Source organism: Neobacillus vireti, assembly GCF_001026695.1.
GTDB classification, from domain to species: domain Bacteria; phylum Bacillota; class Bacilli; order Bacillales; family Cytobacillaceae; genus Neobacillus; species Neobacillus vireti.
In genome coordinates, this window is the sequence record NZ_LDNB01000021.1 from 44,166 (window position 1) to 66,287 (window position 22,122).

Here is a 22,122-nt window from a genome sequence, read left to right on the forward strand (position 1 = left end):
TAACCAGCTATTCAGTCGGTATTATCTATTGTATTTATTTTTTTCCCAATCGCTTCATGATACTCTGATTCAAATCCTCACGATACTTGGCGACATAGGTTTTAGCGTTTGCCACTAGTTCGTCGGCAAAGGACGCCACGTCATCGCCAGTGATTTCAAGCACTTGTCTGCCTTCCGCCGCACCGGCTTCGAACAACTCGATTAATTCATACTGCATGTGCAGCATATCCATTCCATTGCCCGATGCGAACTTCCACATATAGTTTTGAATTTGCTTAAATACAAAGTGGTAGTCCTCTGGCAGGGCTTCAACCCGTGCCATCATCATCTTGTATTCTTTTTTATCACCAATCATTTTTTTGAACATTTCCATCATGTTATTTTTCCTCCTTTTTTATAAAGCTGAACAAGACACTCCAAAAATATCTGATGGAATATCTTATGAAGCTAGATTGACTTCAAGACGTTGATTTTTGAGGATACAAAGTCCCATTTTTTCCAAAACAATTCAAGTTCCTGGCGGCCAGCCTCATTAAGTGAGTAAAACTTGCGGGGCGGTCCCATATCTGACGGTTTCTTTTCTATGCTCACGAGTTTTTTCTTTTCTAACCGCACGAGGATGGTGTAGACCGTCCCTTCCACGACTTCGGTAAATCCAAGCTCGTTTAGGCGGCGTGTAATTTCGTAGCCATAGGTTTCATGGCGGCTGATAATTTCCAGCACACAGCCTTCCAGCGAACCCTTCAGCATTTCAGTTAAATTTTCCATGTTCAGAGCCACCTCTATTCTGTCTGACTTATATTCAGTATAACATAGTACCGAGGTAAAAATTTTCACCTAATAGCTAATGGGAAATCACACTATTTAGTGTTACTTATTACAACTACATCGTAACACCGAGTAGCGAGGGGTGTCAACTATTTTTTTAAAAAATATTTCGATACAATATCAATGAATTTGAATGTTCGTTTGACACGTTAATTTACAACTATTTTTTAGCGTACAACAATCATTGTCCTATAAAATATTTATGTAATTTAGGCTGTCAATTCTCTATAAAAAGGAAAAAAGAAAAATGGCATAGTCAATTCTTATGCCATTTCTTGTGTCAATTTAACGTTTTGCCCCCAAAACGGAACCCTTTAGTAATTTGCTGCAACTTTAATCTAAACCACTATTTAATGCTGCGCCTATATTTATATTGCTTCCATTGAAAATGAATAAAACAGCCAATACAAAAGCCTAGAATGGCAACAAATGCTGCAACTGCAACAATTATCGTAAATATATTACCCACTACATCCCAATTAAGCAAAAAGCTGACAAACCCTATTCCAAGACACGATACAGCAATGGTTTGATTAAATCGCTGCTGCTCCCAATCCTCAGGAATGTAAGCATTTGGCTCCTTCCTCAAAAATAAACTTGCCACCTGCATTATCGGATTTAATCCGAATATTAGTCCGCATACTCCTGAAAGGAACGGAACTAATAAAAACCATTCAATACCTGACACCCATGTTAGCAGTACACTTATGACAATAACCCATTGATTTGTTTTTACAAGAGGACTTGGGATGGAACGAATATTTTCAGTCACAAAAACCCACCTTTCTTATTGGAATTATATGCTTACGACTATTTTTACTTGAATTATATCTTATGTATATGAAATCCTCTAAAACAAGGAAGTAATTGAAATAACAAAAGCACTCAGTTGTGAGTGCTTGCTTAATGTTTAAAGGCTTGTATGAAAGAGTTTTAATATACTTCGAATTTCATTAACGGACCATTCATCAAAAGTTTTTCAAATAATATATCGCAAGCTGCGTCCGATCCCGTAACTTTAATTTTTCAAGTAACCCTGTGGTATAGTTCCTTATCGTTCCCTCGCTTAAATAAATCCGTTGTGCAATTTCTTTATTGGACAAACCTTCTGCAATTAACCCAAGTATCTCTAATTCCCTGTCTGAAAGGTCTAATTTCAACGGTGCCTTCTTCTCATCTTTAAGCATTGTCGAAAGAGCACTTGCAACTTCTCTTTCTAAAACAATATTCCCCTTCCCCACCGCTCGAAGACTTTCGATGATGCTGTCAGATGGTTGATTTTTCAAGATATACCCTTCTGCACCGCTTTTTATCGCCTCTTTGATATAGTCATCATCCTTAAAGGTCGTTAAGATAACTACTTTAATAGTATTAAAATGTTGCTTAATTAATTTCGTACCCAGTACACCGTCCATAATGGGCATGCGGATGTCCATCAACACTAAATCAGGCCGTTGCTTTTGACACATTTCAAATGCTTCCTGTCCATTCGCTGCCGTGCCTGTTACCTCAAAGTCATTTTCGAGATCAATCAGAATCTTCAATCCATCACGAATTAATGCATCATCATCAACGATTAGAATCTTCAAATATCCCACCTCCTTCCCTCGGAATTAGACAAACAATTAAAAATCCATCATTTGCGGAGATTGAAAGACTGCCGCCAATATTTCTTACTCTTTCACGCATCCCACTTAGCCCGAGTCCTTCTTTCATCGTTTTACAACCTACCCCGTTGTCTTTTATATACATCCTCGAATATTGCTCAGTTACTTCAATCTTTACCTCGATTTTTGTTGCTTTGGAATAACGTGAAGCGTTCGTTAATGCCTCTTTTAAATTTGTACTTAATAATTCTAGATGGCTGGCAGGTATGGTATTCAAATCACCACTAATTAGAAGTTCTACCGGGCAAAAGCTGAAATTGTCGATGATGTTTTTTAAATATTCTATTCCTAAATGTTGTTTTGGCTTAATATTATGTACGGTATTACGGAGTAACTCGACCGATTTTGCCAACCCTTCAATAGAACTCTGAATCATGTTTAATGATTTCTCATTGTCCCTTGAATGCAGCTTGTATGCCGCTTGCAGCTGGAATAAAACTCCTGCAATGCTATGTCCGATATTATCGTGTATTTCTTGGGCAATTCGATTCCGTTCTCTGACTTCAGTTATATTAGCGATTTCTTTTGACGAATGAAGCAGCTTCGCCTTTGTATCTTCAAGTTCATACCGTAAACGGCGCTCGTTATCTACTATTTGTTTAAAACTGTCTCTCTCTTCCTTCCCTTTACGAATAACATAAGCTAGTAAACTGGTAAAAAGAACAATCAACAGGTTGGTTAAGAGCAAATCACTTGATCTCAGTAAATAAATCATGCACGCAGTTGTTACGCCGAGTCCAACAAACATTCTTTTTAAAATAAAGTCATAGCTACATAGCGCGAACAGGATAGAAAAACGGAAATCCACCGTAACGGCTGCATATGTTAATAGCAGCGTTACGATGGCTAAATAAACAGAATCGAAATATCTTTCTTTAAAAATATTTACGGCGATAATCACCAAGAGGATTAAGAGCTGTTGGTATGGTATATGATAATCGATAATTAGGTTTAAACTAAGGTATAGGATAATCGCTGCCTTAACAATATAGTTCATGTCATCCCCTGCCATTAATCTTTTCCTTCATTATACTTTATTTAGCAATATCTGCCTTTCTAAATGTTCCTAATAAGAAGAAAATAATTGAAAACATTAATAGGATTGATACTTCTTTTACGAGAGAAGTTAGGGAATCGCCATGCAAAAGCTTCTCAATTCCATGTATAACCCATGATACCGGTGTGAAGTTACTTAACGTCTTGATGATATCCGGCGCAAAGTCGAGTGGGAAGTAGGCACCACCGAGCATTGCAAGCGGCGCTACTAAACAGATACCAATTAAGCAGGCCTGAACGATGTTTTTTGAAAGTGAACTGATCGCCACGCCAAATGATACCGAGACTAGTGAAAATAAAAGCAACAAGACAAAGATGGAAAGCCCGGCACTACCAAGGTACAGTTTGTAAACATATTTTAAAATCAGCAGGACAAAGGAAATTTGTATAAACGAAACAAATAGAAAGCTGCTAACAATTTGAAGCATGTAGGTTCTTATTTTTACAGGTGCGGTAAGTGTACGATAGAGCGTATGGTTGTTTTTATTAAAAATGATGAACAAACCAACAATTAAGGAAGTATATAACATCGAAATGATAAGATATCCCAACACCGATCTCGTTCTTTCCGCTCCTTCGTTAACGGCTAATTTGTGATTGAGTTGAATTGCACCATGCTGGTCATAGTTGGAAAATTCCTTGTAGAAAGAATCTGGATTATGTTCGACGGCCTCAGCAACCATAATGGCATGGTTAAGCCATTGCTCTAATAATGCCCCCACCGGCTTAGAGAAATTCGACTCCTTAACAGAGTAACTCGTAATCCCTCCATTTTTTCCTTGAATGAGGTTATCTGTAAATCCCTTATCAATCACAACCACATAATCCACCTTTAATGTTTTAAGATTGTTGTTTATTTCTTCCTCTTTAACATGGCGGATTTCAGCTTTTGTTTTTAAATTACCGGCTAAATCAGCTGTAAATTCTGTATGATCCTTATCAATTACAGCGACTTTTACTGAAGGTTCCTGCCCAATAAACCCTAACGTCGTAAAGGCAAGAGGAAACAACAAGATAAAGAAAATCTGAACTTTATTACGAAAAATTCTTTTTATAGAATTCACGAAAATGGTCATGCAATTCTCCTCCTTCCAGTAATAAATGTAAGGGTAACAACAATAATCATATATAATACTAATCCGAGAATATTCGATTGCGCAAAGGTACCATCATAAATATTGGTAAATAGCGCCTTTTGCGCATAGGTGTTGGGTGAAAGGTAGCTCAGCATTTCAATTACTTTTCCGTCCATTCGTGAAAATCCACCAGCAACTAATGTAAGGATGGTACCAATAATAAAGATACTTAATGCTGATGCCATCGTGCTTTTTGACAAATACGCTAGAATCATACCAAATGCGACTGAAATGGTTGAAAATAGGAACAGTACAAGTAAAATAAGCCATAAGCTGCCATTCCAATTTGCTTGAAAGGCAAATTTCGAGATAAGAAAAATCAATAACGATATTCCGTACAGGGTCATTGAACTTCCCAATAATTTTCCAAAGATGATTTTACTAGTCTGGATTGGCGCAGCATTCATTCGTAGATTTGTATGGTTTCCCATATCCTTCGTAATCGCAAAAATTCCAAAAATAGCTCCGAATAACAGTGATTGAAATAATGCTGTCAGCGAATAATAATCAACTCCCCGCGGTATTTTCCCTTCTGTCACTATTTTTACTTCTTTAATAATCGAAGTGTTAGAGTTGGGCTGCACTTGCTGCCCATTAATCTTGATAAGTGTGTTTCCAATATTAAAGGTGCGAACAAAGCTTTCTAATACTGGCTGAACGTAAGAGTTTTTCTCTTTACTGTAAAAGTTAATCTTTACTTGCTTTCCATTTTGGAAATTGTTTGAAATCCCATCTTCAAGATAAATTAACCCTTTTAACTTTCCGGACTTAACTTGATTCATGCCGCTTTCAAGCGTTTTAAATTTTTTCACTTCTAATATTGAACTGGTTTCTTTTGCTTGAAAAAATTCATTCAAGGAATTGTTTAACAGCCCGTCATCTTTACTGAAATAGCCAACTACTACTGGATCGATTTTCTTTGGGGTATAAGCACTATCCAGGGCCTTTCCAAGAATCAGAATCATTAAAATTGGCAGTAAAATAAACACAATCATCGCTTTTATATCCCTTACATTGCGAATGAATGTATACCAAGCAATCATCGATATTTTCATTTGATTCACCTCTCCTCTTATTAATCTCTCAATGACCTTCCAGTAAGCGTCAAGAACACAGCCTCTAAACTTGGCTTCTCTACATTCAACGATAGAATTTCAATTCCTGCTTCCGACAATAAATTAATCACACGACTGACGTTATGTTCACCTTTTTTCCCAATCACTTCTAAGCTAGTTCCTTTGATACTGCATTCGCGAATGCTAGAGATCGATTTTATCTGTTCAACGACTGTGTAAGTGACTGAAGATAATTCAATTACTAATTTTTCCTCTGTGGAAACGAAGGCGGTAAGTTCTTCCTTTGTTCCCTGGGCAATGACCCTGCCATGGTCGACGATAGCCACTCGCGTACATATCTCTTCTACCTCTTCCATGTAATGGGATGTATAAATAATCGTCGAACCCATTTTGTTTAATTCTTTAATTGATTGTAAAATATGATTCCTTGATTGCGGGTCGATTCCTACTGTTGGTTCATCCATAATGATGAGCTTTGGATGATGCAAGATGGCGCAGGCGATATTTAATCTTCGTTTCATCCCGCCGGAGAATCCCTTTGGCCGGTCCTTCTGTCGATCGGTAAGCCCTGTAAACGAGAGTGCCTCAGCAATTCTTTCCTTTAAGAGGCTTCCTCTAAGTCCGTAAAGCCGCCCGAAGTAATCCAGATTTTCATAAGCCGTTAAATCTTCAAATAAGGCGATTTCTTGCGGAACGATTCCAAGCTCCTGCTTAACTTCCATTTCATGCCGCTTGATCTCTTTTCCAAGAAATTTTACTTCACCGCCATCATACTGAGTAAGGCTCGAGATAATACTGATAGTCGTTGTTTTTCCAGCTCCATTTGGTCCCAGTAAGCCGAAGATTTCTCCTTCTTTTACAGCAAATGTTATATGATCTAATGCAAGGAAATCACCGTATCGTTTAATTAAATTGTTCACTTCTAGTAACATGTTTCCAACTCCCTTTTCGTTTTCTAATGTAATCATATTCCAAATTGAGTAGCTCTTATAGTGACTGGAAGAATAAGTTCATGTGACAATTGTCATGTTTATTAATGCAAAAAAGCACTCTGCAATGAGTGCTTTTTTGAATGATTATAAATTTGAATGTAAAAGGTTAATTGTCCTGCGTAATTCGGCCACATCGATTTGTCCTGGGGCCGATGCCTCCTTTGCCGCTCCAAAAGTGAGAGCTGAACCAAATATTTCACCAGCTAGACGGCTGATAAGCCCTTTGCCCGCCATCGACATCGTTATGATTGGTCTGTCTGCGTATTGGTCGTTCATTGTGTTCGTTGCGTCTAAAAGGGTTAAGACATCTCCCGAACTTCTGGGCATCACCGCAATCTTAGGAAGATCTCCACCTAATTCCTGTGCTTTCCTTAGGCGTGACACGATTTCTTGTTTCGAGGGTGTTCTGTCAAAATCATGATTAGAAATAATGACGAACACTCCATATCCATGGGCAAATTCGATTATAGCTTTAATATCATAATCCGCATTAAACAACTCAACATCAATAATATCTACCTGACCAGATCCCGCCATAATCTTATTTAATTCAAGGTAATATTCAGTGCTGATTTCCCTTTCTCCGCCTTCTTTGGCACTGCGGAAGGTAAAAATTAAAGGAATAGTAGGGAGAATTGTGCGAATCTCGCTGAGCGCCTCTTTCACCTTTTTAATTTCTTCCACGTGTTCAAAAAAATCAGCCCGCCACTCAACAACATCTACATCTAAAGTTTCTAGAAATTCAGTTTCTTCCTTTAATTGCGACAGTGTTTCTCCAACCAACGGGACACAGATTTTCGGCTTCCCTTCGCCAATCGTAATTCCTCTAACTGTTACAGTCCTTTTCATGATTACACCTTCTCTACTACATTAATAAAGCAAATTCGTTAATGATACGCTGGGCAATCACTTCAGGATCCTTTTCATCAGTGACAACCTTTAAATGGTGCTCTGCATACGTTTCCTGCCGCTTGGTAAAAAGCTCTTTCATTTCCTCTAGCGACTTACCTTGTAATACAGGACGGCTATCTATAATTTGACTAATCCGCTCCTTCCATTTTTCAAAAGATAAATCTAGAAAAATGACATAACTAGTCGTCAAACAAACGCTTCTAATTTTTTCTTGCAAAAAAGCTCCTCCACCTAGGGATAAAACTTTATTCTTTTGTTCACAAAAACTGGTGATAACACTTTTTTCCTTTTCTCTAAAAGTCTTTTCACCTAGTTTATTGAAAATCTCTGAAACGGGTATTCCAAATTCTTTTTCAATTTCTTCATCAATATCAATAAATTCACGCTGAAGTTTTTTGGCAACAAGCATTCCAGCAGTCGTTTTTCCAACACCCATAAAACCTATTAAAATTATATTTTTTTCATTTAATGAAACTTCGATGTTATTCATAATGAGTAAATCCCCCTAAAGGATAAAAAATTCCAAGAAGCATATTGAAATAATTATATTATTTATTAATGTTGAAAAACAATAATTAATACTTCTAAGACAGATAGCGACCATTTATTTTATAAAAAATTGGCTCTGTTAAAAGTGAATGTTGATTTCCGTTCCAGGCGCTTCGCTTTCCGCGGGGCGGGCGGTGAGCCTCCTCGGCGCTAAAGCGCCTGCGGGGTCTCACCTGTCCCGCTGCTCCCGCAGGAGTCTCGCGCCTTCCACTCCAATCAACATTGTGCTCATAATCAACAATGTTCTTTAACACAGCTATAAAATTAAAAAACTAGGCAGTGACAATGCACCGCCTAGTTTTTCATTTTCGGATCAAGCGCATCTCTCAAACCATCTCCCATTAAGTTAAATCCTAGCACGGTCAGCATGATTGCCATCCCTGGGAAAAACAGTGTCCACGGTGCTTGAGTGATGTAATTTCTAGAATCGGCAAGCATAGTCCCCCATTCCGGCTCGGGTGGTCTGGCACCCAATCCAAGGAATCCTAATGCCGCAGCTTCAATAATCGCTGTTGCAATGGCTAATGTTGCTTGGACAATGACTGGAGAAACGCTATTAGGCAAAATATGTCTAAGGAGGATTCTTGTATCCTTCATGCCCACAGCCCTTGCTGACATGATATATTCTTCTTGCTTCACACTTAAAACCCTCGATCTGACAAGCCGGCCAAAATTCGGAATATTAATCACGGCTATTGCAATTAAGGCATTTTTTAATGATGGTCCTAAAACGGAGACAATTGCAATCGCCAATAGAATACTTGGAAACGCAAGCATGATATCAAAGATACGGGAGATGATGGTATCTACCCAGCGGCCATAGTATCCAGCCACAATTCCCAGTAAGGTCCCGATGACAACTGAGCCTAATACCGAGAAAAATCCCACCGTTAAGGAAATTCTTGCTCCATGTAAAACACGGGAAAAAATATCCCGGCCAAAGTCGTCTGTCCCGAACCAATGCTTACTCGAAGGCGCCTGCATCCGATCGGCCAACACCTGGTCTTTAAAGCTATAGGGTGCAATCCAGGGAGCGATGATGGCGATAATGATAAAAAAGATAACGATTCCTAAGCCAATGACAGCTAATTTATTCTTATAAAATGATTGCCAGTTCTCCTTCCACGGAGGTATCTGCTTTTCTTCGGCAGGTATCATCGAGATGTCTGCCGGATTTTTTGCAAGTTCAGCCACTCTAGATTCCCCCTCTATTTTGTATATTTAATTCTCGGATCGACGAAGACATATAATAAATCTACAACTAAATTAATAAGAACAAAGATAGCGGCTATGACCAAAATGCCGGACTGAATCACCGGATAATCACGATAGCCAATCGCATCATATAAATATCTGCCAATTCCTGGCCAGCCAAAAATGGTTTCCGTCAGAATCGCTCCTCCCAATAACAGCCCTGTCTGCAACCCGATAACGGTAAGAACGGGGATAATCGCATTTTTTAAGGAGTGCTTGTACACCACCCAGAACATTCTAAGTCCCTTTGCCCTGGCTGTGCGAATATAATCGGATTTCATAACTTCAAGCATTGTTGCCCTAGTCATCCTGGCGATAATCGCCATCGGAATGGTAGCAAGCGCAAAACTTGGAAGGATTAAATGCTTAAGGACGGTTCCAAATTGATCAAATCTACCTTGTAACAAGGTATCTAGTAAATAAATATTGGTAATGGCGGTAACCGGATCACGGACATCCTCTCTTCCAGTCGTCGGCAGCCAGCCTAATTCAATCGAAAACGCCCATTGCCCCATTAGGCCGAGCCAGAAGATAGGCATCGATACGCCAATAAGTGCAAGGACCATTGCGACATAATCAAACCATGATTTCGAGAACCAGGCACTGATAATTCCGGCATTTACTCCAACCATGATTGCAATGAACATGGCTACGATTGTCAATTCTGCAGTTGCTGCCAAGTAAGGCCAAATTTCTTCGTTAATTGGCCCTCTAGTTTGCAGTGAAGTCCCTAAATTCCCGTGAAGTAAGGATTTAATATATTCAAAGTATTGTATGTACCACGGCCTGTCCAAGCCTAATTGTCTTGTTAAGTTTGCAATCGCTTCAGCTGTGGCCCTTTGTCCTAGGATGACTTGTGCGGGATTTCCTGGGATTGCATGGATAATCGCAAAAACAACTAGCGTCATACCAATTAAAACGGGTATTAAAGAGAGCAGACGGCGAACTGTATAAGTTAACATGATATTCACCTCTTTTTTTAAGGAGATTCTTTTATTAATCAAAAGGGGAGGCAAACCACCCTCCCCCGTTTTCCAATTATTATTTAAATTCTACATTGAGTAAACACTCGGAACCGGTTGGATGCGGTAAATAATTTAATACATCTTTCCCTGCCGCTAACAACGGAGTCGAGTGAACAAGCGGCACCCACGGAGCATCCTCATGGATAATTTCCTGGGCTTTTTTGTAAAGCTCGTTACGCTTAGATTGCTCCGTTTCTGTCTGTGCCTCAATCAGGATTTTATGAAGCTCCTCATTGCTGTAGTAAGCATAGTTGTTGCTTCCAATGCTGTCCTTGTCTAAAAGGGTATAAATAAAGTTATCGGGGTCTCCATTGTCACCTGTCCAACCAAGCATGAAGGCATCAAACTCACCTTTTCGTGCTTTTTCTAAATACGTTGGCCAGTCAACAGATTGGATTTTTGCCTTGATACCAATCTTCCCTAAGCTGTCCTGAATAACCTCTGCCACTTTTTTTGCTTCCGGCATGTAAGGACGTGCTACAGGCATTGCCCAAAGGTCCATTTCAAATCCTTTCTCAAATCCAGCTTCTTTTAATAAAGCTTTCGCTTTCTCTAGATCAAACGGATATTCCTGAATCGCATCGTTATAGCCCTCAATGGAAGGAGGCATTGGATTTTTCGCTGCAAGTGCTTTACCGCCATAGAAAGCATCAATAATTGATTTTTTATCGATTGCGTGGTTAATTGCTTGGCGGACAAGCTTGTTATCAAGCGGCGGACGATTAGTAGTTAAGCCAATATAGCCAACGTTCATGGACGGACGTTCAATAATCTGCAATTTATCATTTGCCAACACAGTTGCTTCATCCGAGTTATTTAATCCATCCATCACATCAATCTCACCATTTGCAAGGGCATTGAGACGAGCAGTATTTTCAGGAATGACGCGGAAGATAATTTTGTTCAACTTTGGCAGCCCTTTTTGCCAGTAGTCAGGGTTCTTCTCAATGGTAATTCGATCTTTTTGTTTCCACTCAACAAATTTGAAAGGACCTGTTCCGACTGGATGGCTTCTAAAATCATCGCCCCATTTTTCAACAGCAGCGGGGCTGGCGATTCCAAATGGAGACATCGCGATGTTTTTCAGGAACGGAGCTTGAGGACGTTTCAATATGAACTGAACTGTGTTCGGGTCAACTGCCTTAACCTCTTTAATTACGTGTCCTTCATCGGCTTTATAACCGCCAAACATTGTGTAATAAGGGAATTTATCCTCATTCCCGTTCATCCAACGGTCAAAGTTGAAGACAACTGCATCTGCGTTAAAATCAGTACCATCGTGGAATTTAACACCTTGGCGAAGTTTAAACGTATACGTTAATCCATCATCGGAGGTGTTCCACTCTTCTGCAAGTCCAGGATGTATTGTCGTATCTTGTTCACCATACACTAACAACGTTTCAAAAATATTTTGTGTTACTTTGAACGCTTCACCTTCAGTTGTGGTAATGGGATCAAGGGAAGTGGAATCCCCGCCACGGCCATAGACAAGAGTATCCTTTTTGGAACCATTACTTGTTCCGGGATTTTTCTTACCGTCTGCGTCAGTATTTGTCTTAGTGTTACAGCCAGCTAAAAACATACTTATTGCTAATAAAGAAATCAACAGCACGAGTATAGACCTTTTTTTCATTTGACTTTCTTACCCCCTAATTTGTTTTTTTATCATGAATGCTTCCCGTTCACCCGTTAAATAAGTGACAGGCAACAAAATGACCGTTTAGATTGTGTTCCGCGGGTCTGGCCGTTTTACAAATATCCATAACTTGAGAGCATCTCGTATGGAAGGCGCATCCTGAAGGAGGATTGGCCGGACTTGGAAGCTCCCCTTCGATTAAAATCGTTTTCTTCTTAATATCTGGGTCTGGAATAGGTACGGCTGATAGCAGGGCCTTTGTGTATGGATGTTTCGGATTTTCGTAAAGCTCTTCGCTTTCCACTAATTCTATTAATCTGCCTAAATACATGACACCGACACGATCACTTATATGTCGGACAACCCCTAAATCATGGGCGATAAATATGTATGTAAGCTGGAACTCCTTTTGGATATCCTTCATTAGATTGAGGACTTGAGCTTGGATGGAAACGTCGAGTGCTGATACCGGTTCATCAGCAATAATCAGTTTAGGTTTCGTCATCAAAGCCTTTGCAATCCCTATCCGCTGGCGCTGGCCGCCGCTAAATTGGTGCGGATATCGCTTTGCGTGATAACTGCTTAAGCCCACCACCTCCAGCATTTCCCTTACCTGCTTTCGGCGTTCCTCTTTCGTACCAATTCCATGGACAATCAAAGGCTCTTCTAAAATCTGCTCAACAGAGTGCCGCGGGTTTAATGACGCATAGGGGTCCTGAAACACCATTTGAATATCCCGGCGGGTTTTTCTTAATTCAGATTTTGACATGCTGGTAATCTCTTTATCTTCAAAAATAATCTTGCCGTCACTCGCCTCAATTAAGCGCATCAGAAGCCTGCCAGTCGTGGATTTCCCGCAACCGCTTTCACCGACGATGCCTAATGTCTCTCCTTTTTTGACATAAAAAGAAACATCATCAACTGCCTTAACTTCTCCTTGTGTCCTTCCAAAAAGACCACCGGTAATCGGGAAATATTTTTTAAGACCATTTACCTCAAGAAGTAACTCCGACATGTTTGTCACTCTCCTCTTTCAATGTATGTAGGAAACAGCGCACTTCATGTCCGTCCTTCTCGGTTTTATATAATTCTGGAGATTCCAAGTGACACTTTCCGAAAACCTCTGAGCACCGTGCGGCAAACCGGCATCCGTTCAGAATTGTTCCGGGTGCCGGGACAGTTCCGGGAATACTATAAAGCCGGTCCTTTTTTCCTCTTAAGTCAGGTACAGATTTAAGGAGACCCTTTGTATATGGATGCTGCGGATCTTTGAGAATTTTCCGGACATCGCCCTGTTCAACGATTTGCCCTGAATACATAACGATCACACGTTCACAAATTTCCGCTACAACACCTAAATCATGGGTAATGAGAATGATTGAGGTATTGGTTTTTTGATTCAAATCCTTCATTAAAGCAAGGATTTGCGCCTGAATGGTTACATCGAGAGCGGTTGTGGGCTCATCCGCAATTAACACCTTAGGATTGCAGGCCATAGCCATTGCGATCATGACCCGCTGCCGCATTCCGCCCGATAGCTGGTGGGGATGATCTTTAAGAATGCCTTCTGCCCTAGGAATGCCGACCAGCTTCAGTAATTCAATACTCCTTACTTTTGCTTGTGCTTTAGACAGACCAGTATGTAGTCGAATGGCTTCCGTTAATTGATTCCCTATTGTGAACAAGGGGTTCAGTGATGTCATCGGCTCCTGGAAGATCATCGAAATCTGATTCCCGCGGATCTTTCGCCATTCTTTCTCGGAGATATTCTTGAGGTCTTTTCCTTCAAAAATAATTTCTCCGTTCTCGATTTTTCCCGGTGGAGTAGGAATCAACCCCATCGTCGCCAAGGAAGTGACGCTCTTTCCGCTCCCTGATTCACCAACAATTCCAAGGATTTCCCCATCCTTTAACTCAAAACTGATGCCATCCACGGCGGGGAAGAATCTTTTACCCGCTTGAAACGAAACCTTTAAATCCTTTATGCGTAGAATAGACTCTTTGTCCATATTTCCACCTGCCTGAAGATTTATTTTTCTGAAATATTATAATACATTAAATTTTAAAACTATTATGGCATATTAATTCTGATGATGCTATCGAAATTTGTCAATTATCTAAAAATAATTTAAAAAGGTGCCTGACACCCTTCGCGATCGCAGGGTGTCAGGCACCAATATTTTTGCAGCTCCGTTTTACAAGAACTTATCTTTTCATCCCGGTATAGATGTGAATAGCATCCTTTAAAAACGCCGCTGTTCCTGGCTGTTCTTTATCATAATAGGCTGTGAATCTCTCATCATCGACATACACTTGTGCAAGACCGGCATGGGCCTCCTTGCTGTATTCATTCCAATAGTAGCAAAGCCATTGCTTGTGCAGCTCGGCTGCTTTTTGAGCCAATTCATCCGCAGGATCTCCCGTTTTAAATGCTTCAGCTAATGTTACCGTTATTTGTTCCGCAAGTGCGGTTACCTCGTCATGTTGCGCTTGAGTCATATTCTGTAATTTGGCGTTCGACTTATCAACCGTATCGTCGCCATACTTTTGACGTATTTCTTTTCCATATTTCTCCTCATTCTCATCAATCATTTTTTTCTTAAATCCCTCAAATTTTTCTTTATCTGACATTTCCATTCTCCCTTCGGTTAATGCAATTGTTTTATCCACATTAGCTATTAATAACTCCAACTGCTCTTTTTTCTCAAGGAGTTTTTCACGATGTTCTCTAAGTGCAGCGGCACCATCAAAAGAAGGAGAGGTAACGATTTCCTTTATGCGGTCTAAACTCACACCTAATTCCCGGTAAAAAAGAATTTGCTGCAGCCTGTCAACTTCCTTCTGCCCGTAAATGCGGTATCCTGATGAATTGATTCTTGCCGGCTTAAGAATGCCAATCTCGTCATAATACCGAAGCGTTCGGGTGCTAACCCCTGCCAAACTGCCCAGCTTTTGCACTGTATATTCCATCCGATCACCTCCCTAAACTAAACGATACACCTTTACGCAGCGTCAATGTCAACAACCATTATGCCTTTTTTTCTGAAAAAAATTCTGCAATTAAAAACCGCTGCCTCAAAAATATGGCAGCGGCTTTTCTAGACTATCATCCTGTAACAATAAATAAATTAATTCCTCATCACTATTAGGCAAGAAACCTTTTCTTTTTACCATTTCCCTTGCCTCGGCTATTGTTCCCGAAAACTGAAGAACACCACTCTTTAAAACCCCAATCCGATTGCACAAGTAAAGTATTTCACTCATATCGTGAGTCGAATAAACAATCGTTTTCCCGTTGCGGGCTAAATCTCTAATATACTGGTTAATCTCAAGCTTTGACTGAATATCGATTCCAACGGTTGGCTCATCCATAAGCAGGATATCTGGATTATGAATTAAGGCAGCAGCAATATTTAATTTCCGTTTCATGCCTCCTGATAAACTTGAAACCTTCTCATTCCATTTCCCCTGTAAACGGACGGTCCGACAAAGCTCAAAAAGTTCCTCTTTTGACACCCTTCGTTTGGAGAATTTACTCCAAAAAATCAAGTTGTCCTTTACCGTTAGATGCTCCCATAATGCGATATCCTGCGGGACATAGCCAATTTGCTCCCTGACTAGCTTTGCTTGCTTTTTCAGGTCTAAGCCATTGATTTCGACCCTGCCGGAAGCAGGCATGGAAATCGCGGACAAAATTGATAATAATGTCGATTTTCCTGCACCATTTGGTCCAAGGACACCGAATACCTCCCCTTTTTCTATCTTTAATGTCACCCCCTGAAGCGAGGGTTTTTTGCCATAAAATTTACTCACATTTTCAATTTGTATCATCGCTTTATCCACAACCTCCGAATCGCAAGTATCCATAAAACTATCGCTCCAGAAATGAAAAGCGGCGTTTGGATATTCATCTGATTACTGCTTAACAGTAAATTCTGTGGAAAAATCACAGACAACTTTAATAGTGTAGACGAAAATTCTTGGACAGGAAAAAAGCTCCCGCCTAAAATCCCAATAATTATTACGAATAAAAAACTTACGATATAATAGCTGCCAATCTGATTTATAAAGCTCGCCGACCAAATGCTGAATGACAAACAGACGAACAAATAAACAAACATCAGCAACAAAAGTTCAGGCCGCATCTGGATGATATTTGTTTTTACAAATATATAAAAAGTCAGTAAAGTCTGGAAGAGATGAAAAAGAAAAAGAGCAACTGTATTTTGAATCAAATAGGACACAAGTCCATGATAGGTGCTCTGAATTCTAAAAAACAGGACACCCTTCTCCCTCACAATCCAATCGGATGTTAAAAAGCAGCCAAGCATTGTAAAAAAAGTCCACAGCCTCAGGTACGGAGAATCCCCAAATCCCGACTTACCCGCTCCGGATTCTTCTAAATAAAGTTGGTCATACTGAATGGTCATCAACGGCTCAGGTTCCCACTGACTGTCAGTATAGTCGTAGGCGGCATTCCAAGTTTTCGATGAATCCATTTGAATATCTAAACTCTTATATACCTTCACAACCCAATCAGCTGCCTTCACATCACTTGTTAATCGAGCCGTCTCACTTGCAATCACTTCTCTTACAATTCCTTCCGCCATGGAAAATGGTGAAATCCAAACCTCAATACTCTGTTCACGCTCGCCGGTTAACAGCCTCTTTTGGAAACCTTTTTTGATGACAAATACACTATCAACATCATTTCGCAGCAGCATTCGCTCCGCTTTCTCACCTGAGACCTGATAAAGATGGATTTTGGCTTGGCCCGATATTCTCTCAACTAGTAATCTTGAAAAATCCGAATGATCTTCATCAATTATGGCAATCGGGATTTCAAGTTGTTTTTGACCCTTTTCAACCAAGTGCCCCACAATAAGCGTTAATCCCAGCGGAATGAAAAAGATCAAGACAAGGGAGAGTGGATGAAGAAGGATTTCCCTGATTTTAAAATAGGCAATACTTAAATTCACCTTTTACACCTTCTATAGCCTGTTTTTAAATAAACAGCGGTAATAACCAAACAGGAAATTGTTATTAGCCCAAGCATTTTGATCGACTGCATGTCTGCTGGGTCAAAAACGGACCTTAATGCCCAGCTGTTTATTGTGAACATCCCGATTCGTTCCAACCAATCAGGAAAGTAGACGACAGGGATAACATGCCCTCCTGCCACTGCTCCAATCATGATTAAGCCAATTCCGAATAATAAAAACAATTGATCATTCGAGACAAAGACCGCAAGCATCATGAAAAAGGCGGAAAAAGTTAACACAATACGAACTATGGACAATAAGTTACCGTAATTGATCGCTGAACTGCCAAACAGCCAGGTAATCGGCAGGGATAGTAAATAACTAATCAGTGAGACAGAAACAACAGCAGCGGCAAAACCTGCGAATTTTTCTTTCCATTCCGTTATTCCTCTAGAATTGAGCCGATTTCGAAGAGGCCCATTTATTCTTTCACGCAGTAAAACAAGGAAGCCAAAGCTCCAGATCATGATTAAAAGAAGGTAAAATGAGAGCACATAATATTGAAGAATGTCCTGTTGAAACAGGTTTTTCTTCTCTTTCATCTCGAATATTGTCCCCCTGCCAAGGATATGAAGCGAGAATGATAGGAGGCTTTTTTTAAACTCGGCATGGCGAACATCATCTGGAACATTCTCTTCTGCTAAAAAATGATCAATCGTATTAATTCCGCTTTGTGCAGCTGTAGTCAGTTTTGCTGCACTCTCCATTAAATGGCGGACTAATTGTGCTTGCAAGGGGCGATCACCATTTCCTATGACTTCTACAGGGGTGTTTAGTCCTTTTTTCACATCCCGGCTAAATCCTTCTGGAATCACAATCGTCGCCACCACCTTGTTCTTCTCCATTAGTGTCCTCGCCTTGGCATGATCAACGATTGTAACCTTCGTTACCTTTGAAAGATGGCTGTTGTCTAATAATTGCCCAATGACATACTTAGTTTCTAGTGTCTGGTCGTCATCGACAATCGCAATTTCAAAAAGCTGCACATGAGCTTCCTCGCTAAAAAGCTTGATGCAAACTAACCCTATGCCTGCAAAAAACAGCATAGGGGTGAGTAGCAATACGACGGTTATTTTCCAAGAATGTACCAAGGTTTTTAGTTGAAAAAATAGTAAAGTGAGAAAATCCTTCATATCTAGTAATCAGCTAGCCCGAAATCCTCCAGTATCCCTTCCATACTGTTTTCCACTTCAAAGAGGATCTCATCAATGTCATCATCTGTTAATTCAGCTACATTTTTTCCCTCTGCCGCATTTAAACTTGGAAGTTTAATAGTATCTTTTATATTCGTTTTTGAATCCACTGTGAGAGAAATGGTTCCAGGTGAGAACTTGTCTTGAACATTTAGCTTAATATCGAAATTTTGTTTGGAATATTTATCTTTCAAACTAATATCTTTTGTTTGATAAATACTTCCCTTGAAAGCCGGCACATCCTGAAATTCATTTCCTCCCAGTCGAAGATTAAAATCTCTTTCAACTGTTTGTTTATTTGCGCTCTTTCCTTTAAATAATGAGTTCATAGTGAAATCCGCTTTTGATTTAACGTCTCCACGATTTTCGAACGTGAATAACACTTTTAAGTTTTCTTTTCTTAGATCTTTATCCTTTGTAATCGTATTGGTATAGCGAAGTTCCATTTTTCCTTCCGCTGCATCCTCTGGAGCTATCGCGATACTTACTTCTTCAAATGTCTTATTATTGCTCAGAGGGACATGTTTTGTCTCGATGGCAAACTTAGCAAACTCTTTATTTTCGCCAACAGCAAAGTTGATTTTTCGGTCAATGATTTGTTTGTTTTTATCAATTAATAAGACATATTTTAAACCGTCTGGATAGTTAAGCCGGTTCATTGCTTTTTTCATTTCTTTTAAGCTGGAAATAAGCTCTTTTTTCACATTTGCTTTATCTGTTAAATCCTTGTCGACCTGGTCTTCTAACGAAGCGGCTTTAGCAACTTTCACAACCCGGTCTGTCATTATTTTTTGTAACTCATCATCTTTTATTAATTGATCTAAAAAGCTGTTCATGAAAGCGTTCGTTTCTTCTGGAGAAAGTTGAAAGGTAATTTCCCGTAAGGAAAGGGATTCGCCTTCATGGTCAAACTTAACTCCTTTTTTTAGCGTAAAGTTTTCCTCTTTCATTGCCGTTAACAGGAATTTCGAATATCGCTTTGTCAAGCTTTCTTTTTCTTTCTCGCTCAGCTTTAGTTCTTTCCATTGTAAATTATTTAACTCAAGTGTCTCTGGCCCTTGATAATATGGATTAACCATCCTCATGAACTCGCCATATTGATTAAAGTTCAAGTAAAAAAATTGGTCGTATATCTTCGGTATTTTAAGACCGGCCTGTTTTTTGGTTTGTACATACTCAACATCCAATGCTTTCGTTCCATCGATATTTAGAGCAACTGTAGAATGACTTGCTTGTTTAATTGGATTTTGATTTGTTTTAATCGTAATTGCTGACTGCTTTAATAATTCTAGTAACATTTCTTCTTGGTAACTCATATTTCCTTCATTAATATCTAGATTTCCAGAAAGCTTAATCTCTGAACTAGATGGACTTTCAAGCAGTTTTTCTTGGAATGCCAAATCATCCCCATACAATGCATTCCAATCGTCAGCCATTTGCTGATATGAGTTGTACTCGGAAAGTAAGAAAAGCTCTTTTGGGCTATTATTTAAGAAAAACATTCCCACTGCTGTTCCCCCGCCGATTAATACCAAGGCAGCAATTGTGATTAATACCCATTTTTTAGAGAAGTTGAATTTTGGCTTGGTTCTAGTCTCAACATATTCTAATGAAGAAGCTGTTTCCTCCATTTGTTCAACCGGCGCGCCGCAAGAATTACAGAACCTCCCTGCACCTGAAAGTTCCTTTCCACAATTTCCGCAAAACTTCATTTCATTTCCCCCTTATTTCTCTCTATTTATTACTTATGTAGCATTATTTCCTTTCATTCCCTTTTACATCATAAGAGAAGATGGACTATTTCACCATAGATTCGACAAAAATAGACAATCCTTACGATATAAAACTCCTAATTTTGGCGAATGACCGTCCTTTTTAAAAATTCCTAAGGTGTGAAATAGGTTTGCTACATTTCATAGATTTAAGTACTTGTTTGTCCTATTAGTGCATACAGTTTTTACAAAGGAGGGCCCTATGAACACTTCTTTCGCTTCGGATAAACTTATCCGATATGCTGTCGCATATGTTTTTATTACTTCAGGATTGATGAAATTAGTAAGTGCTGAATTAGCTAATGGTTTTATGAGTTTAGGACTTCCATATCCACAAATCATGCTTAAGCTTGTAATATTACTGGAAGTAGGGTGTGGAATTCTAATACTGGTTAATAAAGCGGTTAAAAACGCAGTAATCCCTTTGATCGCCATTATGATTGCAGCCCTTCTATTAACAAAAATTCCAACGCTGCACACTGGCTTTGTTCAATTCGCTTTTAACGCTCGGTTAGATATTGTTATGTTAGCTTTACTAATAATTCTATATAAACGACATCCAAAATAAGAAGAATGAAAAAAAGGGACCATTCTATAAACTGCACTGTTAACAAGGCAGTTTTTCTAGGATGGTCTTTTGACGTTTTGCTGCAGATTCCATTCTTTGTGGTAAAATGAAAAAGATTTAAGCTATAGGAAGGGAAGTATTCCTATGAATATAAAAGAAAAGGTAAAAAACCTGCCTGCATCACCTGGTGTTTACCTGATGAAAGATTCTTCTGCTAGAATCATTTACGTGGGGAAAGCAATAAATCTAAAAAACAGAGTACAGACCTACTTTCAAAACTCTAAAGCCCACTCGCAAAAGATAAAAAAGCTGCAAGCAAACATAAACGATTTTGAAATTATCCTCACAGATACAGAATTTGAAGCATTTTTATTGGAATGTGAATTAATTCAGGAAATGAAACCATTATTTAATAAAAAAATGAAAAATCCACAATCATATGCCTATATCCTGATTGATTTGAACGAAGACATGCGAAAACTAATAGTAAGCAATAGTCCCGAAAAAAAGGGCTATCTATCATTTGGACCGTTTCCCAGCAAACATTCAGTAGAAAAAGCCGTTCAAGGAATTAAGGAATTCTATCAAATAAGCTGCAGCAGTTCTGCAAATAAGAACAGTCCATGTTTGAATTTTTCCTTAGGATTGTGTATTGGGATGTGCACTGGTGCTCCTCAAGCAATTGCCCAATACAATAACATATTAAATAAAATCATCGCTTTGCTGAAAGGTACCGATACAAGTATTCTTGAAGAAATCAAACAAAGAATGTTACTGGCATCAGAGCGATTTGATTTTGAAACTGCTGCGAAATATCGAAATTACCTCGAAGTGATAAACTTTCTAGTCAAAAAAGAACAGATTATTGATTTCACTGAAGCAAATAAAAATATCGCCATCATAGAACCGTTAACAGATGAAACTATTAAACTGTTTCTTATTAAAGGAAACAAAGTTCTATTTAGCCAGAAATATTTGTTACCGAACACAAATTTGGAACTGCTGGTTGATCAGATAAAGATCGCTATTTTGACCAATTTTAACCCTAAGGTACACGATTTACCGCAAAAAGTTAGCAGGAATGATATCGACAAAGCCCAGATTATCCATAGCCATTTAAAAAGCAGTAATTGCAGTTATCAAATGTTTCCGCAAAAATGGATTAAAACAAGGGATTCTGCCAGAATAGCTGAAGGCATAACCAAAACCTTGGTTAAACTGAAAACAAGGCTAGAAAAAAACACTCTTCTCTCATAATAATAAAGCCCTCGTTTACAAATCTGACGAAGGGCTTTTCCTGTTCCCAAAAATATTCTAATATTTTACATATTACTAAATCTATTTATCTATTTAGACTGAATAATTAGCTATTTTGGAATTAATTTACTATTTCAAAAAAACTTTCTTTTTTTTTAA

Annotated in this window: 22 protein-coding genes; 2 read left to right on the plus strand and 20 right to left on the minus strand. The window is 39.1% G+C overall.

The genetic code is table 11. The annotated features are described in order from the left end of the window. Nucleotides 1–34: 34 nt before the first annotated feature. The 20 genes from AA980_RS23900 to AA980_RS23995 all read right to left on the minus strand — a co-directional run bounded on the left by AA980_RS23900 (nucleotide 35) and on the right by AA980_RS23995 (nucleotide 20,078). Nucleotides 35–376, minus strand: a complete 342-nt coding sequence (locus AA980_RS23900; protein WP_024030245.1) for a DUF1048 domain-containing protein — start codon at nucleotides 374–376, stop codon at nucleotides 35–37. 71 nt (nucleotides 377–447) lie between these two features. Beyond that, nucleotides 448–768, minus strand: coding sequence for a PadR family transcriptional regulator (locus AA980_RS23905; protein ID WP_024030244.1), 321 nt, complete (start codon nucleotides 766–768; stop codon nucleotides 448–450). 406 nt (nucleotides 769–1,174) lie between these two features. Continuing rightward, entirely contained in the window at nucleotides 1,175–1,600 is a 426-nt protein-coding gene (locus AA980_RS23910) for a DUF4395 domain-containing protein (RefSeq protein WP_024030243.1), read from the minus strand. A 196-nt stretch (nucleotides 1,601–1,796) separates the two neighbouring features. After that, a complete protein-coding gene (locus AA980_RS23915) occupies nucleotides 1,797–2,417 on the minus strand; it encodes a response regulator transcription factor (protein WP_024030242.1) in 621 nt (206 codons plus the stop codon). Beyond that, nucleotides 2,398–3,492, minus strand: a complete 1,095-nt coding sequence (locus tag AA980_RS23920) for a sensor histidine kinase (RefSeq protein ID WP_034724809.1) — start codon at nucleotides 3,490–3,492, stop codon at nucleotides 2,398–2,400. The genes AA980_RS23915 and AA980_RS23920 overlap by 20 nt, the downstream gene beginning before the upstream one ends. Before the next feature lie 37 nt (nucleotides 3,493–3,529). Further along, nucleotides 3,530–4,627, minus strand: a complete 1,098-nt coding sequence (locus tag AA980_RS23925) for an ABC transporter permease (protein WP_024030240.1) — start codon at nucleotides 4,625–4,627, stop codon at nucleotides 3,530–3,532. Then, nucleotides 4,624–5,742, minus strand: coding sequence for an ABC transporter permease (locus tag AA980_RS23930; RefSeq protein WP_024030239.1), 1,119 nt, complete (start codon nucleotides 5,740–5,742; stop codon nucleotides 4,624–4,626). The genes AA980_RS23925 and AA980_RS23930 overlap by 4 nt, the downstream gene beginning before the upstream one ends. Before the next feature lie 20 nt (nucleotides 5,743–5,762). Beyond that, on the minus strand, nucleotides 5,763–6,695 hold the full coding sequence (locus tag AA980_RS23935) for an ABC transporter ATP-binding protein (protein ID WP_024030238.1): 933 nt from the start codon (nucleotides 6,693–6,695) through the stop codon (nucleotides 5,763–5,765). Between the two features lie 144 nt (nucleotides 6,696–6,839). After that, a complete protein-coding gene (gene aroD, locus AA980_RS23940) occupies nucleotides 6,840–7,604 on the minus strand; it encodes a type I 3-dehydroquinate dehydratase (RefSeq protein ID WP_024030237.1) in 765 nt (254 codons plus the stop codon). Between the two features lie 16 nt (nucleotides 7,605–7,620). Continuing rightward, nucleotides 7,621–8,157: a shikimate kinase gene (locus AA980_RS23945; RefSeq protein ID WP_024030236.1), complete on the minus strand. Its 537-nt coding sequence runs from the start codon at nucleotides 8,155–8,157 to the stop codon at nucleotides 7,621–7,623. A gap of 353 nt (nucleotides 8,158–8,510) precedes the next feature. Continuing rightward, entirely contained in the window at nucleotides 8,511–9,410 is a 900-nt protein-coding gene (nikC, locus tag AA980_RS23950) for a nickel transporter permease (protein ID WP_024029130.1), read from the minus strand. Between the two features lie 14 nt (nucleotides 9,411–9,424). Continuing rightward, nucleotides 9,425–10,432 carry an ABC transporter permease gene (locus tag AA980_RS23955; protein ID WP_024029131.1) on the minus strand — a complete coding sequence of 336 codons (1,008 nt, stop codon included), beginning with the start codon at nucleotides 10,430–10,432 and terminating at the stop codon, nucleotides 9,425–9,427. 79 nt (nucleotides 10,433–10,511) lie between these two features. Continuing rightward, a complete protein-coding gene (locus tag AA980_RS23960; protein WP_024029132.1) occupies nucleotides 10,512–12,128 on the minus strand; it encodes an ABC transporter substrate-binding protein in 1,617 nt (538 codons plus the stop codon). Between the two features lie 49 nt (nucleotides 12,129–12,177). Continuing rightward, nucleotides 12,178–13,146: an ABC transporter ATP-binding protein gene (locus AA980_RS23965; protein ID WP_024029133.1), complete on the minus strand. Its 969-nt coding sequence runs from the start codon at nucleotides 13,144–13,146 to the stop codon at nucleotides 12,178–12,180. Beyond that, nucleotides 13,127–14,140, minus strand: coding sequence for an ABC transporter ATP-binding protein (locus AA980_RS23970; RefSeq protein WP_024029134.1), 1,014 nt, complete (start codon nucleotides 14,138–14,140; stop codon nucleotides 13,127–13,129). Before AA980_RS23970 ends, AA980_RS23965 begins: the two co-directional genes overlap by 20 nt. Before the next feature lie 196 nt (nucleotides 14,141–14,336). Beyond that, nucleotides 14,337–15,101, minus strand: a complete 765-nt coding sequence (locus tag AA980_RS23975) for a MerR family transcriptional regulator (protein ID WP_024029135.1) — start codon at nucleotides 15,099–15,101, stop codon at nucleotides 14,337–14,339. A 105-nt stretch (nucleotides 15,102–15,206) separates the two neighbouring features. Then, entirely contained in the window at nucleotides 15,207–15,998 is a 792-nt protein-coding gene (locus AA980_RS23980) for an ABC transporter ATP-binding protein (RefSeq protein ID WP_024029136.1), read from the minus strand. Then, entirely contained in the window at nucleotides 15,959–17,110 is a 1,152-nt protein-coding gene (locus AA980_RS23985) for an ABC transporter permease (protein ID WP_024029137.1), read from the minus strand. Before AA980_RS23985 ends, AA980_RS23980 begins: the two co-directional genes overlap by 40 nt. Further along, nucleotides 17,107–18,306, minus strand: coding sequence for an ABC transporter permease (locus AA980_RS23990; RefSeq protein ID WP_024029138.1), 1,200 nt, complete (start codon nucleotides 18,304–18,306; stop codon nucleotides 17,107–17,109). Before AA980_RS23990 ends, AA980_RS23985 begins: the two co-directional genes overlap by 4 nt. Nucleotides 18,307–18,308: 2 nt before the next feature. Further along, nucleotides 18,309–20,078: a zinc ribbon domain-containing protein gene (locus tag AA980_RS23995; protein WP_024029139.1), complete on the minus strand. Its 1,770-nt coding sequence runs from the start codon at nucleotides 20,076–20,078 to the stop codon at nucleotides 18,309–18,311. A 262-nt stretch (nucleotides 20,079–20,340) separates the two neighbouring features. Here AA980_RS23995 and AA980_RS24000 point away from each other — a divergent pair, with 262 nt between their 5' ends. Then, the gene (locus tag AA980_RS24000) at nucleotides 20,341–20,706 is read left to right on the plus strand and encodes a DoxX family protein (RefSeq protein WP_024029140.1); all 366 of its coding nucleotides are present in this window, start codon (nucleotides 20,341–20,343) and stop codon (nucleotides 20,704–20,706) included. A 144-nt stretch (nucleotides 20,707–20,850) separates the two neighbouring features. Then, nucleotides 20,851–21,963 carry a GIY-YIG nuclease family protein gene (locus tag AA980_RS24005; RefSeq protein ID WP_024029141.1) on the plus strand — a complete coding sequence of 371 codons (1,113 nt, stop codon included), beginning with the start codon at nucleotides 20,851–20,853 and terminating at the stop codon, nucleotides 21,961–21,963. Nucleotides 21,964–22,122: the final 159 nt, after the last annotated feature.

What these genes read in the sequence shown, in the direction of transcription:
- AA980_RS23925 (WP_024030240.1), bottom strand. Translation starts at nt 4,627, where the DNA reads ATGACCATTTTCGTGAATTCTATAAAAAGAATTTTTCGTAATAAAGTT.
- AA980_RS23900 (WP_024030245.1), bottom strand. Translation starts at nt 376, where the DNA reads ATGATGGAAATGTTCAAAAAAATGATTGGTGATAAAAAAGAATACAAG.
- aroD (WP_024030237.1), bottom strand. Translation starts at nt 7,604, where the DNA reads ATGAAAAGGACTGTAACAGTTAGAGGAATTACGATTGGCGAAGGGAAG.
- AA980_RS23905 (WP_024030244.1), bottom strand. Translation starts at nt 768, where the DNA reads ATGGAAAATTTAACTGAAATGCTGAAGGGTTCGCTGGAAGGCTGTGTG.
- AA980_RS24005 (WP_024029141.1), top strand. Translation starts at nt 20,851, where the DNA reads ATGAATATAAAAGAAAAGGTAAAAAACCTGCCTGCATCACCTGGTGTT.
- AA980_RS23965 (WP_024029133.1), bottom strand. Translation starts at nt 13,146, where the DNA reads ATGTCGGAGTTACTTCTTGAGGTAAATGGTCTTAAAAAATATTTCCCG.
- AA980_RS23920 (WP_034724809.1), bottom strand. Translation starts at nt 3,492, where the DNA reads ATGAACTATATTGTTAAGGCAGCGATTATCCTATACCTTAGTTTAAAC.
- AA980_RS23935 (WP_024030238.1), bottom strand. Translation starts at nt 6,695, where the DNA reads ATGTTACTAGAAGTGAACAATTTAATTAAACGATACGGTGATTTCCTT.
- AA980_RS24000 (WP_024029140.1), top strand. Translation starts at nt 20,341, where the DNA reads ATGAACACTTCTTTCGCTTCGGATAAACTTATCCGATATGCTGTCGCA.
- AA980_RS23930 (WP_024030239.1), bottom strand. Translation starts at nt 5,742, where the DNA reads ATGAAAATATCGATGATTGCTTGGTATACATTCATTCGCAATGTAAGG.
- AA980_RS23975 (WP_024029135.1), bottom strand. Translation starts at nt 15,101, where the DNA reads ATGGAATATACAGTGCAAAAGCTGGGCAGTTTGGCAGGGGTTAGCACC.
- AA980_RS23970 (WP_024029134.1), bottom strand. Translation starts at nt 14,140, where the DNA reads ATGGACAAAGAGTCTATTCTACGCATAAAGGATTTAAAGGTTTCGTTT.
- AA980_RS23995 (WP_024029139.1), bottom strand. Translation starts at nt 20,078, where the DNA reads ATGAAGTTTTGCGGAAATTGTGGAAAGGAACTTTCAGGTGCAGGGAGG.
- AA980_RS23980 (WP_024029136.1), bottom strand. Translation starts at nt 15,998, where the DNA reads ATGGATACTTGCGATTCGGAGGTTGTGGATAAAGCGATGATACAAATT.
- AA980_RS23945 (WP_024030236.1), bottom strand. Translation starts at nt 8,157, where the DNA reads ATGAATAACATCGAAGTTTCATTAAATGAAAAAAATATAATTTTAATA.
- AA980_RS23990 (WP_024029138.1), bottom strand. Translation starts at nt 18,306, where the DNA reads ATGAAGGATTTTCTCACTTTACTATTTTTTCAACTAAAAACCTTGGTA.
- AA980_RS23960 (WP_024029132.1), bottom strand. Translation starts at nt 12,128, where the DNA reads ATGAAAAAAAGGTCTATACTCGTGCTGTTGATTTCTTTATTAGCAATA.
- AA980_RS23955 (WP_024029131.1), bottom strand. Translation starts at nt 10,432, where the DNA reads ATGTTAACTTATACAGTTCGCCGTCTGCTCTCTTTAATACCCGTTTTA.